Below are 14,021 nucleotides of genomic sequence, written 5' to 3' on the forward strand. Positions count from 1 at the left end.
AGCGCAGACGTGGTTAGCAAATGGTTAACGCGCTCCGCAGCTTGTCGAATTTAGACCGGTTCGGGCCAATCCGTCACGGGCAGGTCCATCGCGTAGGGCACGGGATCATAGCTGATCTCAAGCCCGGCTTTGCGCCATTTTTTGAACGCCGGATCGGAGAGATGCGCGTGAACATAGGCCTTGAGGCGATCAGAAACAGGCAGGTCATAGCCCGCGATCCGCGCCGCGACCGGCGCGTAAAACGCATCCGCCGCAGAGTAGGCGCCGAAGAGCCAGGGGCCGCCACCCGCGAAGTTTTCGAAGGCATGAGAGAGAACCGTTTCCAAACGCGAAAGGTCGGCTTTGACGGCATCGGCGACGGCAAATCCCTGATATTGATGCAAAAGCTGCATCGGGCAGGCGCCGCGCAGGGCCGTAAATCCAGCGTGCATTTCCGCCACAAGCCAGCGCGCGTAGATGCGCGCCTCGGCGTCTTTGGGCCAAAGTCCGGCCTCCGGGTGGCGTTCGGCCAGCGTCTCGGCCAAGGCGATGCTTTCGCCGATCACCCAACCTTCGGGCGTGCGGGCGGTGGGCACAAAGCGGGCGGGTGACAAGGGGGCGAGGTCCTCTTTCATGGTGCCGGAATAGAGCCCGACCATGATTTCATTGACCGGGATGTCGAATTTCTCGAACAAAAGCCAACCGCGCAGCGACCAGCTTGAAAAGCTTTTGTCGCCGATGAAAAGATCGTAAGACATAGAGAACCTCCAACTGTTTGCGATAGTCTATGAGGAAATCTACCATCATAAAAATTCATATTTGATTGATATTATATCAATATTTGTGATTTATGAGGTTGCACGCCCATGGTCCGGAGAGGCCTTCGGGACAGTCGATGATGGTGCAGGACAGTGGATCAATCTGGTGCCCGAGGGCTTCAAAAGCCGAGCAAGACAGTGCCTTTTGCAGCAACGCCATGATTACCCCCATATGTGCCACGATGACGGTTTCGCCGGAAAGTGCCGCGACACCTTCATGCACGCGGGCGGAAAACCGGTTCCAGCTTTCGCCGCCTGGCGGGGAACTTTCCCCTGGTGTTTCAAAGACTTCGCGGGCAAGGGCGCCATCTCTGGCTTCAATTTCTGACCAGCTCAGCATCTCCCAATTGCCGAAATGAGTTTCCCGAAAGCGTGCGTCATGCGGCAGGCGGGGACGGGCCCCCTGCACGGCGCTGGCAGTTTCGACGGCGCGCGTGAGGTCCGACGAGATCACCGGCACGTCGGGCAGCGCAGCCTCCAGCCGGGCAATGGCCGCGTGATCCGACAGATCGGCGGGCAGGTCTGTCCAGCCGACGAAGGTCTTCGCATGAGTCGGGCCATGCCGGATCAACCAAAGGCGGCTCATGCGAGCCCCTCCGGAAGCTGGCCTTTGAGTGCAAAGGGCAGCCCGGCCATGACGCCGATCACGGTGCCAGCCTCGGCGGCCAAGCGTTGATTAAGCTCGCCTTGCGCGATGCGAAACCGGCGCGCGAGGGCGTTTTCCGGCACGATCCCGAGGCCCACTTCGTTGGAGACGATGACGATCTCTGCGGGGCAGGCGCGGATCGCAGACAAAAGGGTTTCGGTCTCCGCCGCCAGATCATGTTCGGCAAACATATGGTTGCTCAGCCACATCGTGGCGCAATCGAACAGGAGAATCTGACCCGCTCTCAGCTCGGAAATCACCCGATCCGCGGCCAAAGGTTCCTCTATTGTGCACCAATCATCACCCCGACTTGTGCGATGTTGCGCAGCTTTTGTGCGCATTTCCTCGTCGAAGCATTCTGCGCTGGCTAAGTAAAGTCTATCTAATTTACTGATATTACATATTTTTTCAGCAATATTGGACTTGCCGGAAGAAGCGCCGCCGAGCACGAGTGTCATATTTGTGCACATGATCGTGAAACCTATTCTTGGTCCAATGCGTTAGGCTTTTCGTAACAGGAGTAGCCACAGCTCGCAAATGACCGTCACGAAGACCCGATAGGGTTGCTCAGAAGGTAGAACGTGAGATCAAGCCAGAGCGCAAACTCTCAGGAGGTTCAAATATGGCACTCGATATGACTGCATCCGACAACGCCCTGCCGCGCCGGGCGATGAAAGCGGAAATGCTGGACGTTGAGACGGAACAGGCGTTGGCCCGCGCGTGGCGCGATCATCGTGACGAGGCGGCGCTGCACCGGCTCGTGACAGCCTATATGCGTCTGGCGATTTCCATGGCGGCGAAATTCAAACGCTACGGTGCTCCGATGAGCGATCTCATCCAAGAGGCCGGTCTTGGCCTGATGAAGGCGGCGGAGAAATTCGACCCCGATCGCGGCGTGCGGTTTTCGACCTATGCCGTGTGGTGGATCAAGGCCTCGATCCAGGACTACGTGATGCGCAACTGGTCGCTGGTGCGGACCGGATCGACCTCTGCTCAAAAATCGCTGTTCTTCAACATGCGCCGGGTTCAGGCGCGTCTCGAACGCGAGGCCTCTGCGCAGGGCGAAGCGCTCGATCACGACCAGCTGTTGCAGATGATCGCGATGGATTTGAACGTGCCGCTGCGGGATGTGGAGATCATGGACGGGCGCCTGTCTGGCTCTGATTTCTCGCTCAATGCGCAGCAATCGGGCGATGAAGAAGGTCGCGAATGGATCGACACTCTTGCGGATGAGGGCGAAACTACGGCGGAAATGGTCGGCGAAGCGCATGATCAGGCACAGCTCAAAAGCTGGCTTGGCGAGGCGATGGACCACCTGAGCGAACGGGAGCGATTTATCCTGAAGGCGCGCAAACTTACGGAAGACCCGCGCACGCTCGAAAGCCTCGGCGAGGAACTGTCCCTGTCGAAGGAACGCGTGCGTCAACTCGAAGCGGGCGCGCTTCAGAAAATGCGTGTCAGCCTTGAGACCAACCATCAGGACGTGCGACATTTCTTTTCATGAGATTTCCCTTTGCCGTCGCGCTCACTCTGATCGCGGGCCCCGTTTTTTCAGACCAGATCACGCCTGAGGCTCTGTCGAATTTGCCTCGGTCGGATGTCGTTTTGCTGGGCGAAGTGCATGACAATCCTGTGCATCATCTTCATCAGGCGCAAGCTGTTGCGGCGCTCTCGCCCACGGCGATTGTGTTTGAAATGTTGACGCCCGAGCAGGCGGCGCGTGTGACGCCGGAGCTGCGTCGCGATGAGGAGGGATTGGCCGAGGTCCTGGACTGGGACACATCCGGCTGGCCCGAGTTCTCCATGTATTATCCGATCTTTGCGTCAAGCGATGCGCCTGTCTTTGGTGCCGCTTTGCCGCGCGAAGATGTGCGTCGGGCTTTCTCTGACGGAGCCGCCGCTGTCTTTGGTGCGGAGGCCGAGCGCTATGGTCTTACCGATGATTTGCCCGAAGAGATACAAACCGAACGCCAGAAGATGCAGTTCGATGCCCATTGCGAAGCCATGCCGCTAGAGATGATGTCGGGGATGGTGGAGGCGCAAAGGCTACGCGATGCTGCGTTTTCGCGAGCTGTGATTGAGGCCTATGAGGCGACGGGCGGGCCGGTTGCGGTGATCACTGGCAATGGCCATGCGCGCATGGATTGGGGCATGCCTTCGGTGCTGGCCAAGGCTGCGCCTTACTTTGAAACGCTTTCCATCGGTCAATTGGAAGACACTCCTGCGGAGGCACCGCCTTACGATCTCTGGTTGGTGACGGCGCCGACCCTGCGGGACGATCCCTGTGCCGGGCTCTTGCAATAGCCGGGCAATGCCTCTGAGCATTGTCTCACGCGCGGCCTTGGCTTACACCGTTCCCTGAGACTGCGTGCAGGGCCGTGCCGGGAGAGCGAAAATGCTGAACGAAAAGACCATTTTGCTGATCATCGGCGGCGGGATCGCGGCGTTCAAATCGCTCGACCTGATCCGTCGCCTGCGTGATGAAGGCGCGCGCGTCGTGCCGGTTTTGACCAAGGCCGCCGAAGAATTCGTGACGCCCTTGTCCGTCTCCGGGCTGGCGGCCGAAAAAGTTTACCGTGACCTCTTTGATCTCACGGATGAGGCGGAGATGGGGCATATCGAACTGTCCCGTGCCGCCGATCTTGTGGTGATCTCCCCCGCCACCGCCGATCTCCTGGGCAAGATGGCCGGGGGGCTGGCGAATGATCTGGCCTCGACGCTGTTGATGGCGACAGACAAACCCGTTTTGGTCGCGCCCGCGATGAATGTGCGGATGTGGGAACACCCCGCGTGTCAGCGCAATGTGGCGCAGTTGAAACAAGACGGCGTGCTTTTCGTTGGTCCCGAAGAAGGCACCATGGCTTGCGGTGAATTCGGTCCCGGCCGTCTCTCCGAGACGCCTGACATCATTGCCGCCATTCGGGCCGCTCTGACCGAAGGCCCGCTGAAGGGCAAGCACATCCTCGTGACCTCCGGCCCAACCCATGAGCCGATTGACCCGGTGCGCTATATCGCCAATCGCTCGTCGGGGGCGCAGGGCACGGCGATTGCCAAGGCACTGCGCGATCTCGGCGCCGATGTGAGCTTTGTTACCGGCCCCGCCGATGTGGCCCCTCCGCGCGGGGTGCGGGTGATCCGGGTGGAAACCGCACGCGAGATGAAAGAGGCGGTCGAGGCCGCTTTGCCCGCCGAGGCCGCTGTGTTCGCCGCCGCCGTGGCGGATTGGCGCGTGGCCTCAGAGAGCGGGTCAAAAATCAAGAAAACACAGGGAAAGCTGCCCGTTCTGGAATTTTCCGAAAATCCGGACATTTTGGCGGGTGTGAGCCAGATGCTCGAAGGGCGCCCGCGTCTCGTTGTGGGCTTTGCAGCCGAGACCGACGATGTGATTGCGCATGCCACGGCGAAACGCAAACGCAAGGGCTGTGATTGGATTGTGGCCAATGACGTCTCGCCCGCCACCGGGATCATGGGCGGCGTCGAGAATGCCGTGACCTTGATCACCGAGCGCGGCGCCGATGACTGGCCGCGGATGAGCAAGGACGAGGTGGCGCGTCAGCTGGCCTATCGCATTGCCGATCATCTGTCGGGACATTGAGTATTTAAACCACGGAAAAAACATGAGCGTAGAGATCAAAATCCAATGGCTCGACGGGGCCGATACCGACATCAAATTGCCGTCTTATGAGACCGCGCATGCGGCAGGCGGCGACGTGCGCGCGAATTTCCCGCCGGAGCAGCGCGACGTTGGCGTCGTTCTCGAGCCGGGCGCGCGGGCGTTGATCCCGACAGGGTTCGCGATGGAAATTGAGCCGGGCTATGAGGTGCAGGTGCGGCCGCGTTCGGGTCTTGCGCTCAAGCATGGGATCTCCATGGTGAACACGCCAGGCACGATCGACGCGGATTATCGCGGGCCAGTTGGAATTTTGCTGATCAACCACGGGCAAGAGCCGTTTCACATCACCCACGGTGAGCGCATCGGCCAGATGATCGTCGCCCCTGTGGTGCAGGCCGCCTACCGTGTGGTCGACAGCCTGAGTGACACCGCGCGTGGCGCGGGTGGGTTTGGGTCGACCGGGCGCACATGACGTTTTTCCTGATCATCGCCGCCGTGCTTTGGGGCATCGGCTGGCTGACCGGCGCGCCGACGCGGGCGCGCTGGGCGATGATCGGGGTGTTGTATCTCGCTGTTTTGATAGCGCTTTTTGTGCTGCCCGAAGGTCATGCTTTGCGTGTGAGCCTTGGCGGTTCCTTGGGCGAATGGCTCTTGATCGGTGTCGGGGCGGCGATCATTATCGCTTACCGTGCGGGCTTGGCAGCGCTGCGCAAGAAGGCGCAGCCGAAACCTCAGACGCCAGAACCGCAAAGCGAGGGCACGTTCCGCCCCGCCGAACTGGACCGCTACATGCGCCATATCCTGCTGCGCGAAATCGGCGGGCCTGGGCAGAAAAAGCTGAAAGAGGCGAAGGTTTTGGTGATCGGCGCCGGTGGTCTTGGCGCGCCGGTTCTGGAATATCTCGCGGCCTCTGGTGTGGGTGTGATCGGGGTGGTCGACCCGGATGTGGTCGAGGCCTCGAACCTACAACGACAGGTGATTCACACGGATGCGCAATTGGGCGTGCCGAAGGTGTTCTCCGCCGCCGAGGCCATGCGGGCGCAGAACCCATTCATCGAGGTGCGGCCCTATCATCGGGCGTTTGACGAAGGCTCCATGGAACTGGTCGCCGACTACGATCTGGTGCTTGACGGGACGGATAATTTCGACACGCGCTACCTGGTGAACCGCGCTTGTGTGACACATAGCATCCCTCTCATCGCAGCAGCGATCACGCAGTGGGAAGGTCAAATCAGCACGTATAAATCGCATGAAAATGGCCCCTGTTATCAATGTGTGTTCCCTGAGCGTCCTGCCGACGGCATGGTCCCAAGCTGTGCCGAGGCTGGCGTTGCGGCCCCTTTACCGGGGATTTTGGGGACGATGATGGCGATGGAAGCGGTCAAGGAAATCACCGGCGCGGGGCAGGGGTTGATGGGGCGGTTGGTCATTCACGATGCGCTTTATGCCGAGACGCAGACCATTACCGTGAAAAAGCGAGCCGACTGTCCGATTTGCGGTGGCTGACCCTTTTCCTTGCCGCTTTCGAGGCATAGCTTGAAGGCCAAAGGAGACACGCATGACCAACGCTTACCTGTCCGAGTGGAATACGCCTTTCAACCTGCCGCCGTTTGCCGATTTGCGCGACGCGGATGTCAAACCTGCGGTCGATGCCGCGCTTGCAGAGGGGCGCGCGTCGATCAAAGCCATCGCGGAAAACCCCGAGGCGCCGACTTTTGCCAATACCATTGAAGCGCTGGAAAAGGCGGATGCCACGCTGTCGAAAGTGCTGGGGGCTTTTTTTGGCATGGCGGGGGCCGACACCAACGATGTGCGCGACGGATTGATGCGCGATCTGTCACCCGTGCTCTCTGCGTACAGTTCCGAAATCACCGCCAATGAGGCACTGTTCAATCGGATCGAGACCCTGTGGCAAACCCGCGAAACCCTTGATTTGACAGAGGAACAGCAGCGCGTCTTGATGCTCACGCGTCGGTCGTTTGTGCGCTCGGGCGCGAAACTCGAAGGGGCTGAAAAAGATCGCATGGCGGCGATCAAATCACGGCTTGCCACGCTGGGCACTCAGTTCACGCAGAACCTTTTGGCCGACGAGCGTGAGTGGTTCATGGCGCTGGCGGAAGAAGACCTTGAGGGCCTGCCGCAATTCGTCGTCGACGCCGCGCGGTCTGCTGGCGAAGAGAAGGGCGTCAAAGGCCCTGTTGTGACCCTGTCGCGCTCGCTCATCGTACCGTTTTTGCAATTTTCGCCGCGACGTGACCTGCGCGAAAAGGCGTTCCGCGCCTGGGCGGCACGCGGTGAGAATGGCAATGCCAACGACAACCGCGATATTGCCAAAGAGATTTTGGAACTGCGCGAGGAGCGCGCCAAATTGTTGGGGTACGAGAGCTTTGCGTCCTATAAACTTGAGACCGAAATGGCGAAGACGCCGGAGCATGTGCGCGATCTGTTGATGCGGGTTTGGGAGCCCGCGAAAGAGGCCGCCGAACGCGATGCTGCGATCCTGTCAGACATGATGGCCGAGGACGGGGTGAATGGCGATCTGGAGCCTTGGGACTGGCGCTATTACTCCTCGATCCGGCGCAAGGCGGAGCATGATCTCGATGAGGCGGAGTTGAAGCCCTATCTTCAGCTTGAGCGGATGATCGAAGCGGCCTTTACTTGTGCTAATCGTCTCTTCGGTTTGGCGTTCGAGCCGCTCGATATGCAGGTTTATCACCCGGATGCACGCGCTTGGAATGTGACGCGGAACGGCGAACATATCGCGGTTTTCATCGGTGATTATTTCGCGCGGGGGTCGAAACGCTCTGGTGCTTGGTGCACCGCGATGCGCAGCCAACAGAAACTCATGGGGGACATTCGTCCCATCGTCCTCAATGTGTGCAATTTTGCCAAGCCGTCGAACGGAGAGGCGGCTTTGCTGTCCTATGATGATGCGCGCACGCTGTTTCATGAGTTCGGCCATGCTCTGCATCAGATGCTCTCGGACGTAACCTATGAGTCGATCTCCGGCACATCCGTGGCGCGCGATTTCGTGGAATTGCCGAGCCAGCTTTATGAGCATTGGCTCGAAGTGCCCGAGGTGCTCGAAGAGTTCGCGACGCATGCGACAACCGGCGAACCGATGCCGCGAGATATGTTGGAGCGCTTGCTTGCGGCGCAGACCTATGATCAGGGTTTTGCCACGGTCGAATATGTCGCCTCCGCCCTGGTGGACCTCGATTTCCACGACGGCCCGGCACCGAAAGACCCGATGGCGGCACAGGCCAAGACACTGGCGAAGATCGGCATGCCGAAAGCCATCACCATGCGCCACGCGACACCGCATTTCGCGCATGTGTTCTCCGGTGACGGCTACAGCTCTGGCTACTACAGCTACATGTGGTCCGAGGTGATGGATGCCGACGCGTTCGAGGCATTCGAGGAAACCTCTCCCTTCGATCCGGCGATGGCGAAACGGCTTGAGGAGAACATCCTTTCGAAAGGCGGCTCAGCAGATGCGGAGGCGCTCTACACCGCTTTCCGGGGCCGGATGCCGGGTGTCGAGGCGCTGCTCAAAGGACGGGGGCTTTTGGCGGCGGAGTGATCCGCGTTTCCTTTGTGCCGGAAATACTCAATAGCGAGGCGGTCAATCCGCCTCGCCCGCCACGTCTTTGTGCACGATCACATCGGCATTCGGATAGGCGTCCAAAATCTGCCGTTTGAGACCCGCGGAGATCGCATGGGCCTCGCGCAGGGTCTGGTCGCCATTCACTTCGATATGAATGTTCACGAAAGGCTTTGAGCCTGCCATACGGGTTTTAAGGTCGTGATAGGCGTAGATGCCGGGCATCTCTTTGGCCATGTTTTCAATGGCTGCGATCATCTCCGGCGGGGCAGCACGGTCCATGAGCGCGTCCCAGGCGGATTTGCCGATGTTGAGCGCGCCGACAAGCAGAATGCCTGCAGCGCCCAAGGCGACCACGCTATCGAGTTGGTGAAACCCGAACATGGAGGAGGCCAGAAGCGCGAGGATGGCGCCGATGTTGGGGATCAGATCGCCCACGTAATGCAGGCTGTCGGCGGAGACGACCTTGGACCCGGTTTTGCGGGCGACGTGGCGTTGCCACAGCACGAGCGCGATGGTCAGCACGATGGAGAGGATCATCACCGCGATGCCGGCGCCCTCGGCCATCATCTCCTTCGGGGCGGGCGACAAGAGGCGGCGCACGGAGGTCACGCCGATGACACCGGCGGAAATCAGAATGAAGACGGATTGCGCAAGGGCCGCGAGGTCTTCGGCGGAGGTGTGGCCAAAGGTGTGATCGTCGTCGGGCGGGCGCGAGGCGTAATAGATCGCCAGGAGCCCACCGGCGGCAATCAGGAAATCCATGGCGCTGTCCGCCAAAGAGGCGGCAATCGACAGAGAGCCAGTGAGGCTCAGCGCCCAAAGCTTGGCCAGCACAAGGATGGTCGCGACGGAGACGGAGGCGAGTCCGGCTGACAGGTTCAGACGGGTGTCAGGCATGTCGATTTCCCGATTGTGGTGCTTGGGGGGGCTTATAAAGGATTCCCTCCCACGGGTAAGGCCAAAGACGCGAAACCCGCGCTTAAAGCATCAATTTGTCCTTGATCCGCGCCCAGGCGCGCGGCACGAAATTGTCCTTCGCGGGCTCTAGGCATTGCCGCTCGAGGAACCAGTGGAAATAGCCCTCGTAATCGAACTCCGCCATGGTCTCCGGGCCGAACTCGATCGCGGCCTTGAGGTCGGCGACCGTGCGCGGGGTCAATGTGGCGTGCCAGTAATCGGTCTTGCCACAGGTGATCACCGGCTTTTTCTGCATCAAGGCCTCGAACCCCGCCGAGGAGTTTTGTGTGATCACCACGCGGGCCGCTTCGATCAGGTCGTGGATCGAGGCGTCGCTCAGTTTCACATTGGGGTGGTTCTCGCAAATCTCGAGGATCTGCCGACGCCCCTGTTTGCTTTGATGCGGATGAGGTTTGACATAGACCAGCGCGTCACGGTCGTAATTGGCCGCCGTGGCGATCATCTGTTCGGTGCTCAGATACCGCGCGCTGGGTGTCTCGGTCTCGGCAGGCTGACACAGGATCGTCGCGGTCGAGGGGCGCAAAGGCGCATCCATCCGCGGTTCCTGTGCATGTTTCGAGATGTTCTCACGCAGCATATATCCGGTGACGCCGTTGAAGAAATATTCGGCGGCTTCGCGGGTCTCCGGCTCGGAACAATAACGGGAAAAGCGCAGCGAGCTGTTGTGGCCGAACCCAAGCTCATCGAAATACCAAAAGCCCCAGAGATAAGACGGATAGGCATGCAGGATCGTCGGGCCATACATGGCAGGACCGCCGACGATGATGTGGAGATGATCCTCGGCCAGCAACGCCCGCCCGCTGCGCGAGCCGCCTTCGACGAGATAGGTCGCAAAGCCTTTCTCTTTCAGTTTGGGCACCAGACGGGTGAAAAAGTCGTGACGGCCCTGCGCGATGGCCTCATGCCAGCTGCCGTAGCCATGGATCACACAGGATTTCAATCCGGTCGGAATATTGCGGGCTGCCAAGGGAGATTTGATTTGATCCATAACCACTTACTCTAGAATTTCGTCTGCACGCACACCCCAAATTCCGGATTTCAACACCCATCCTTTTTGGCCGCCAGCGGTGACTTTGCACCAGGACACGTTGCATTCCTGTAGACGCAGGATGACGTTTTTCTCCGCCTGCGCATTGAGCCGCGAGGCTGGGTCCGGGCGGGCATAGAGGTCCACATTCTCATCGGTGACAAGCGCCGTGCGCACCCCGGAAATCAGAGAATAATGCAACCAGCCGGTGGCGCCCTCAAGGTCGCGCACACGGCGCCAGTGGCCGTATTCCGCGATGACTTCCAGAGGGTAACCCCGGCGCACGAAAACCCAGTCAATGCGATGCGACAAAGACGGTCCGCGCCGCACATTGGCCTTGTCGCTTTTGAGCGACACGAACCGCGGGAGGGGCAGGTTGGTGACAGCGCCGCGCGTGGGGCCATCGGCGGCCCAACCGAGCGTCGGCGTGAGCGCCAAAAGACTGAGCGCCAAGAGGCAACAAAGAAGCGCCCGACTGCGCGCACCCTTGCCGAAAAGTCGACCCGTTTTCATCGTTACTTTGCCTGATCTGCTCATCATTCGCCCGAAACTGTCGGCCATCTGCCAGCACGTCATCGGGGGCATGACCTCCCCCGGATTTTTTATACAGTTCTTTTAAACCGTTTTTCTTCCCCGGTTCTTATCCTTACGGCTTGCCGGGATGCAATCGAGTTTGCCAGTATGGGGGGGAAAAAGAAAGAGGGAGGTTGCGGTCATGGCCAAGGAACGTCTGAAGGTCGTGGTGACACGGGCATTGCCGGAACAGGTCGAAACCCGGATGAAAGAGCTCTTCGATGTCGAGCTCAATCACACGGACGAAAAGATGGACAAAGCGGCGCTGGTCAAGGCGATGCAGCGCGCCGATGTTCTGGTGCCTTGTGTGACGGATCGGATCGACGCGGGGATGTTGGGGCAGGCGGGGGAGCGTCTGAAACTGATCGCCAATTACGGGGCAGGTGTGGATCATATTGATGTGATCACGGCGCAAAACCGCGGCATCCTCGTGTCGAACACGCCTGATGTGGTGACCGAGGACACGGCGGATATGGCGATGGCTTTGATGCTCGCCGTGACGCGGCGCATCCCCGAAGGCCAGGCGGCGATGCAATCGGGCATCTGGGAGGGCTGGGCGCCGACCGCCTTTTTGGGCCAGAGGCTGACGGGCAAGCGGCTTGGCATTCTGGGCATGGGACGCGTTGGCCGGGCGTTGGCGCGCCGCGCTCGGGCCTTTGGTCTGTCGGTGCATTACCACAACCGCACGCGACTGCGGCCAGAGACCGAAGCGGTGTTTGAAGCGACCTGGTGGGACAGTCTCGATCAGATGCTCTCGCGTGTCGATATCCTGTCGATCAACTGCCCGCACACGCCCGCGACCTATCACCAGATCAACGCGCGTCGGCTCAAACTCATGAAACCGACGGCGGTGATCGTCAACACATCGCGTGGCGAGGTGATCGACGAAAACGCCCTGACGCGTGGATTGCGCGCAGGCGAGATCGGTGGCGCGGGCCTCGATGTCTTCGAGCACGGGCATCAGATCAACCCGCGTTTGCGCGAGTTGCCCAATGTCGTGCTCCTGCCCCATATGGGGTCCGCGACGCTCGAAGGGCGGATCGAGATGGGCGAAAAGGTGATGCTCAACATTCGCACCTTCGCCGACGGTCACCGCCCGCCGGATATGGTCGTGCCAGCCATGCTGTGAGCGGCCTCATGCCCTTTAGGCGTCACAGTCTTTGACGCCGAGCTGGATCAGATCAGCGCCACTGACCTTGTAAAAGCCATAGATGGTGGTGCGCCCGATCTCGAGATACCAGTCCCGCACGGGATTAGGGTAAAATTGTGCGATGAAAAGGCTCCATTCCTCAAAGCGATCCTGGGAGAGGGGGCCGAAAAATGAACGCGGACCGTGAAAGCCGAAACGTGCCTTTGAGGTCACACAAGTATTTTTCAGGCCGATGTACATCGTACAGGAGGAGAAACAAAAGCCGTCGCGGATTTCGACTCTCGTGTCATTTGCGATCAGCGTGCTGATCTCCTCGTAGCGCTGCCGCACACTGCCGCCCAAGTCGGTATGAATGATCAGGGTGTTGTCGTCCGATGAATTCATACTCGTTTCGGCCAAGGCGGGAGCTGTGCTAAAACTCATGAACAATGCTGCTATGGGCACGCAAGCATGAGCTAACCGTCGTGTGACGCGTTTCGTCATTTTTGCACCTCGAAAGGATTCAGTGAATTGCTATTTCAGTGAATTGCTATTTCAGTGAATTATGCGGCGCCTCAGGAGGTCATCCGCGCAGGTCTTTCAAAGGAATTTCCAGCCGTTTAGTTATTTCGGCCTCGGTGAAATCTTACTCTGTTCTGCAAAAATTCGGTAACACGACGTTAATAAGTGTTAACTTTTCTGCGGTGCGAAGGGGGTTTGTGCTGCATTGCCGCCAAATTCTTTCGCTTTGCAAAAAAAAATAATCAATACGAGCGTGACTCCAGGATTGTGGCTGAGCCGAAAACAGGCCTTGGGGGGACTCGCGCGACGAAAGAGTTCGGTCAGATTGCGCGAGCCTCGGAACTCTTGACAGGGGACAGACGTTCTACCTTCAGACAGAGAAAGGAGGCCTCAAATGAATTGGGACCAAATCGAAGGCAAATGGACTGAAATGCAAGGCCGCGTGCGTGAAGAATGGGGTCAGCTGACCGACGACGATCTGGCGGAGGCCAAAGGCAACCGCGAACAGCTCGAAGGCAAGCTTCAGCAGCGCTACGGCAAGACCAAGGAAGAGGCGCGTCAGGCCGTCGACGATTTCCTGGCGAAGGTGTAAGCCATGTCACGTCTGGACGAGTTTCGCGAAGACCCCGCTCATATGCTCTGGCAGGAGCTTGGTGAGCTGCGCGCCGGGATGCTCGGCATCTCGGGTGCGCATGACGCGATGCAGCCGATGAGCCATTTCCAGGATGCGGCGGCTGGCAAGCTCTGGTTCATCACTTCGGATGAAACCGATCTGGTGCGCCACGTGGGCACCGGCGATCAGGCGCAGTTCTGCGTCACCTCGCAGGACCAATCGTTTTTCGCCTGTTTGACCGGGGCGATCCGTCAAAGCACGGACAGGGCCAAGCTCGATGAGCTGTGGTCCCCGGCGGCGGCGGCCTGGTTCGAGGGCGGACGCGACAACCCGCATGTCTGCCTGTTGGAAATGACGCTGTCGGAGGCCGCTCTTTGGGCGTCGACCGGAAATCCGTTGGCGGTGGGTTATGAGATGCTCAAGGCCAATATGGCGTCGGATACGACGCCGGATGTTGGCGAACATGTCGTGATCGCCTTTCCGCACGCGGCTTAAAGCGATAAGATTGAAAGCAAG

16 protein-coding genes are annotated in these 14,021 nt (G+C 59.5%); 9 read left to right on the forward strand and 7 right to left on the reverse strand.

Annotated features, from left to right (window positions below; all coding sequences use genetic code 11):
• Positions 1-50: 50 nt before the first annotated feature.
• The 3 genes from HCZ23_RS13850 to cobU form a co-directional block, all read right to left on the reverse strand.
• Positions 51-737, reverse strand: coding sequence for a glutathione S-transferase (locus HCZ23_RS13850; RefSeq protein WP_167602335.1), 687 nt, complete (start codon positions 735-737; stop codon positions 51-53).
• A 76-nt stretch (positions 738-813) separates the two neighbouring features.
• Positions 814-1,383: a histidine phosphatase family protein gene (locus tag HCZ23_RS13855; RefSeq protein ID WP_167602336.1), complete on the reverse strand. Its 570-nt coding sequence runs from the start codon at positions 1,381-1,383 to the stop codon at positions 814-816.
• Positions 1,380-1,913, reverse strand: a complete 534-nt coding sequence (gene cobU, locus HCZ23_RS13860) for a bifunctional adenosylcobinamide kinase/adenosylcobinamide-phosphate guanylyltransferase (protein WP_167602337.1) — start codon at positions 1,911-1,913, stop codon at positions 1,380-1,382. Before cobU ends, HCZ23_RS13855 begins: the two co-directional genes overlap by 4 nt.
• 152 nt (positions 1,914-2,065) lie before the next feature.
• Here cobU and HCZ23_RS13865 point away from each other — a divergent pair, with 152 nt between their 5' ends.
• The 6 genes from HCZ23_RS13865 to HCZ23_RS13890 all read left to right on the forward strand — a co-directional run bounded on the left by HCZ23_RS13865 (position 2,066) and on the right by HCZ23_RS13890 (position 8,639).
• A complete protein-coding gene (locus tag HCZ23_RS13865; RefSeq protein ID WP_167602338.1) occupies positions 2,066-2,947 on the forward strand; it encodes an RNA polymerase factor sigma-32 in 882 nt (293 codons plus the stop codon).
• Positions 2,944-3,747 carry a ChaN family lipoprotein gene (locus tag HCZ23_RS13870; protein WP_167602339.1) on the forward strand — a complete coding sequence of 268 codons (804 nt, stop codon included), beginning with the start codon at positions 2,944-2,946 and terminating at the stop codon, positions 3,745-3,747. Before HCZ23_RS13865 ends, HCZ23_RS13870 begins: the two co-directional genes overlap by 4 nt.
• A 91-nt stretch (positions 3,748-3,838) precedes the next feature.
• On the forward strand, positions 3,839-5,038 hold the full coding sequence (gene coaBC / locus HCZ23_RS13875; protein ID WP_167602340.1) for a bifunctional phosphopantothenoylcysteine decarboxylase/phosphopantothenate--cysteine ligase CoaBC: 1,200 nt from the start codon (positions 3,839-3,841) through the stop codon (positions 5,036-5,038).
• A 22-nt stretch (positions 5,039-5,060) separates the two neighbouring features.
• The gene (dut, locus tag HCZ23_RS13880; protein ID WP_167602341.1) at positions 5,061-5,528 is read left to right on the forward strand and encodes a dUTP diphosphatase; all 468 of its coding nucleotides are present in this window, start codon (positions 5,061-5,063) and stop codon (positions 5,526-5,528) included.
• Positions 5,525-6,562, forward strand: a complete 1,038-nt coding sequence (locus HCZ23_RS13885) for a HesA/MoeB/ThiF family protein (protein ID WP_167602342.1) — start codon at positions 5,525-5,527, stop codon at positions 6,560-6,562. Before dut ends, HCZ23_RS13885 begins: the two co-directional genes overlap by 4 nt.
• Positions 6,563-6,614: 52 nt before the next feature.
• Positions 6,615-8,639, forward strand: coding sequence for a M3 family metallopeptidase (locus HCZ23_RS13890; protein WP_167602343.1), 2,025 nt, complete (start codon positions 6,615-6,617; stop codon positions 8,637-8,639).
• A 42-nt stretch (positions 8,640-8,681) separates the two neighbouring features.
• Here the strand turns inward: HCZ23_RS13890 and HCZ23_RS13895 are convergent, their stop codons facing one another.
• The 3 genes from HCZ23_RS13895 to HCZ23_RS13905 all read right to left on the reverse strand — a co-directional run bounded on the left by HCZ23_RS13895 (position 8,682) and on the right by HCZ23_RS13905 (position 11,181).
• Positions 8,682-9,560, reverse strand: coding sequence for a cation diffusion facilitator family transporter (locus HCZ23_RS13895; RefSeq protein ID WP_167602344.1), 879 nt, complete (start codon positions 9,558-9,560; stop codon positions 8,682-8,684).
• An 82-nt stretch (positions 9,561-9,642) separates the two neighbouring features.
• Positions 9,643-10,629, reverse strand: a complete 987-nt coding sequence (locus HCZ23_RS13900) for a hypothetical protein (RefSeq protein ID WP_167602345.1) — start codon at positions 10,627-10,629, stop codon at positions 9,643-9,645.
• A gap of 6 nt (positions 10,630-10,635) precedes the next feature.
• Positions 10,636-11,181 (reverse strand): SH3 domain-containing protein, encoded by a 546-nt coding sequence (locus tag HCZ23_RS13905; protein WP_167602346.1) that lies wholly within the window; start codon positions 11,179-11,181, stop codon positions 10,636-10,638.
• A 202-nt stretch (positions 11,182-11,383) separates the two neighbouring features.
• On the opposite strand from HCZ23_RS13905, the gene HCZ23_RS13910 reads away from it, so the two are divergent.
• Positions 11,384-12,370 (forward strand): D-glycerate dehydrogenase, encoded by a 987-nt coding sequence (locus tag HCZ23_RS13910; protein WP_167602347.1) that lies wholly within the window; start codon positions 11,384-11,386, stop codon positions 12,368-12,370.
• 15 nt (positions 12,371-12,385) lie between these two features.
• Here HCZ23_RS13910 and HCZ23_RS13915 read toward each other — a convergent pair whose 3' ends face one another.
• A complete protein-coding gene (locus HCZ23_RS13915) occupies positions 12,386-12,874 on the reverse strand; it encodes a hypothetical protein (RefSeq protein ID WP_217703211.1) in 489 nt (162 codons plus the stop codon).
• 412 nt (positions 12,875-13,286) lie between these two features.
• On the opposite strand from HCZ23_RS13915, the gene HCZ23_RS13920 reads away from it, so the two are divergent.
• Both HCZ23_RS13920 and HCZ23_RS13925 read left to right on the forward strand, forming a co-directional pair.
• Positions 13,287-13,484 (forward strand): CsbD family protein, encoded by a 198-nt coding sequence (locus HCZ23_RS13920; protein ID WP_167602349.1) that lies wholly within the window; start codon positions 13,287-13,289, stop codon positions 13,482-13,484.
• Between the two features lie 3 nt (positions 13,485-13,487).
• Positions 13,488-14,000, forward strand: a complete 513-nt coding sequence (locus HCZ23_RS13925) for a pyridoxamine 5'-phosphate oxidase family protein (RefSeq protein ID WP_167602350.1) — start codon at positions 13,488-13,490, stop codon at positions 13,998-14,000.
• The last annotated feature ends 21 nt before the right edge of the window (positions 14,001-14,021 follow it).

The organism is Celeribacter sp. HF31, assembly GCF_011806455.1.
Lineage (GTDB): Bacteria > Pseudomonadota > Alphaproteobacteria > Rhodobacterales > Rhodobacteraceae > Celeribacter.

What these genes read in the sequence shown, in the direction of transcription:
- HCZ23_RS13850 (WP_167602335.1), bottom strand. Translation starts at nt 737, where the DNA reads ATGTCTTACGATCTTTTCATCGGCGACAAAAGCTTTTCAAGCTGGTCG.
- HCZ23_RS13855 (WP_167602336.1), bottom strand. Translation starts at nt 1,383, where the DNA reads ATGAGCCGCCTTTGGTTGATCCGGCATGGCCCGACTCATGCGAAGACC.
- cobU (WP_167602337.1), bottom strand. Translation starts at nt 1,913, where the DNA reads ATGTGCACAAATATGACACTCGTGCTCGGCGGCGCTTCTTCCGGCAAG.
- HCZ23_RS13865 (WP_167602338.1), top strand. Translation starts at nt 2,066, where the DNA reads ATGGCACTCGATATGACTGCATCCGACAACGCCCTGCCGCGCCGGGCG.
- HCZ23_RS13870 (WP_167602339.1), top strand. Translation starts at nt 2,944, where the DNA reads ATGAGATTTCCCTTTGCCGTCGCGCTCACTCTGATCGCGGGCCCCGTT.
- coaBC (WP_167602340.1), top strand. Translation starts at nt 3,839, where the DNA reads ATGCTGAACGAAAAGACCATTTTGCTGATCATCGGCGGCGGGATCGCG.
- dut (WP_167602341.1), top strand. Translation starts at nt 5,061, where the DNA reads ATGAGCGTAGAGATCAAAATCCAATGGCTCGACGGGGCCGATACCGAC.
- HCZ23_RS13885 (WP_167602342.1), top strand. Translation starts at nt 5,525, where the DNA reads ATGACGTTTTTCCTGATCATCGCCGCCGTGCTTTGGGGCATCGGCTGG.
- HCZ23_RS13890 (WP_167602343.1), top strand. Translation starts at nt 6,615, where the DNA reads ATGACCAACGCTTACCTGTCCGAGTGGAATACGCCTTTCAACCTGCCG.
- HCZ23_RS13895 (WP_167602344.1), bottom strand. Translation starts at nt 9,560, where the DNA reads ATGCCTGACACCCGTCTGAACCTGTCAGCCGGACTCGCCTCCGTCTCC.
- HCZ23_RS13900 (WP_167602345.1), bottom strand. Translation starts at nt 10,629, where the DNA reads ATGGATCAAATCAAATCTCCCTTGGCAGCCCGCAATATTCCGACCGGA.
- HCZ23_RS13905 (WP_167602346.1), bottom strand. Translation starts at nt 11,181, where the DNA reads ATGAAAACGGGTCGACTTTTCGGCAAGGGTGCGCGCAGTCGGGCGCTT.
- HCZ23_RS13910 (WP_167602347.1), top strand. Translation starts at nt 11,384, where the DNA reads ATGGCCAAGGAACGTCTGAAGGTCGTGGTGACACGGGCATTGCCGGAA.
- HCZ23_RS13915 (WP_217703211.1), bottom strand. Translation starts at nt 12,874, where the DNA reads ATGACGAAACGCGTCACACGACGGTTAGCTCATGCTTGCGTGCCCATA.
- HCZ23_RS13920 (WP_167602349.1), top strand. Translation starts at nt 13,287, where the DNA reads ATGAATTGGGACCAAATCGAAGGCAAATGGACTGAAATGCAAGGCCGC.
- HCZ23_RS13925 (WP_167602350.1), top strand. Translation starts at nt 13,488, where the DNA reads ATGTCACGTCTGGACGAGTTTCGCGAAGACCCCGCTCATATGCTCTGG.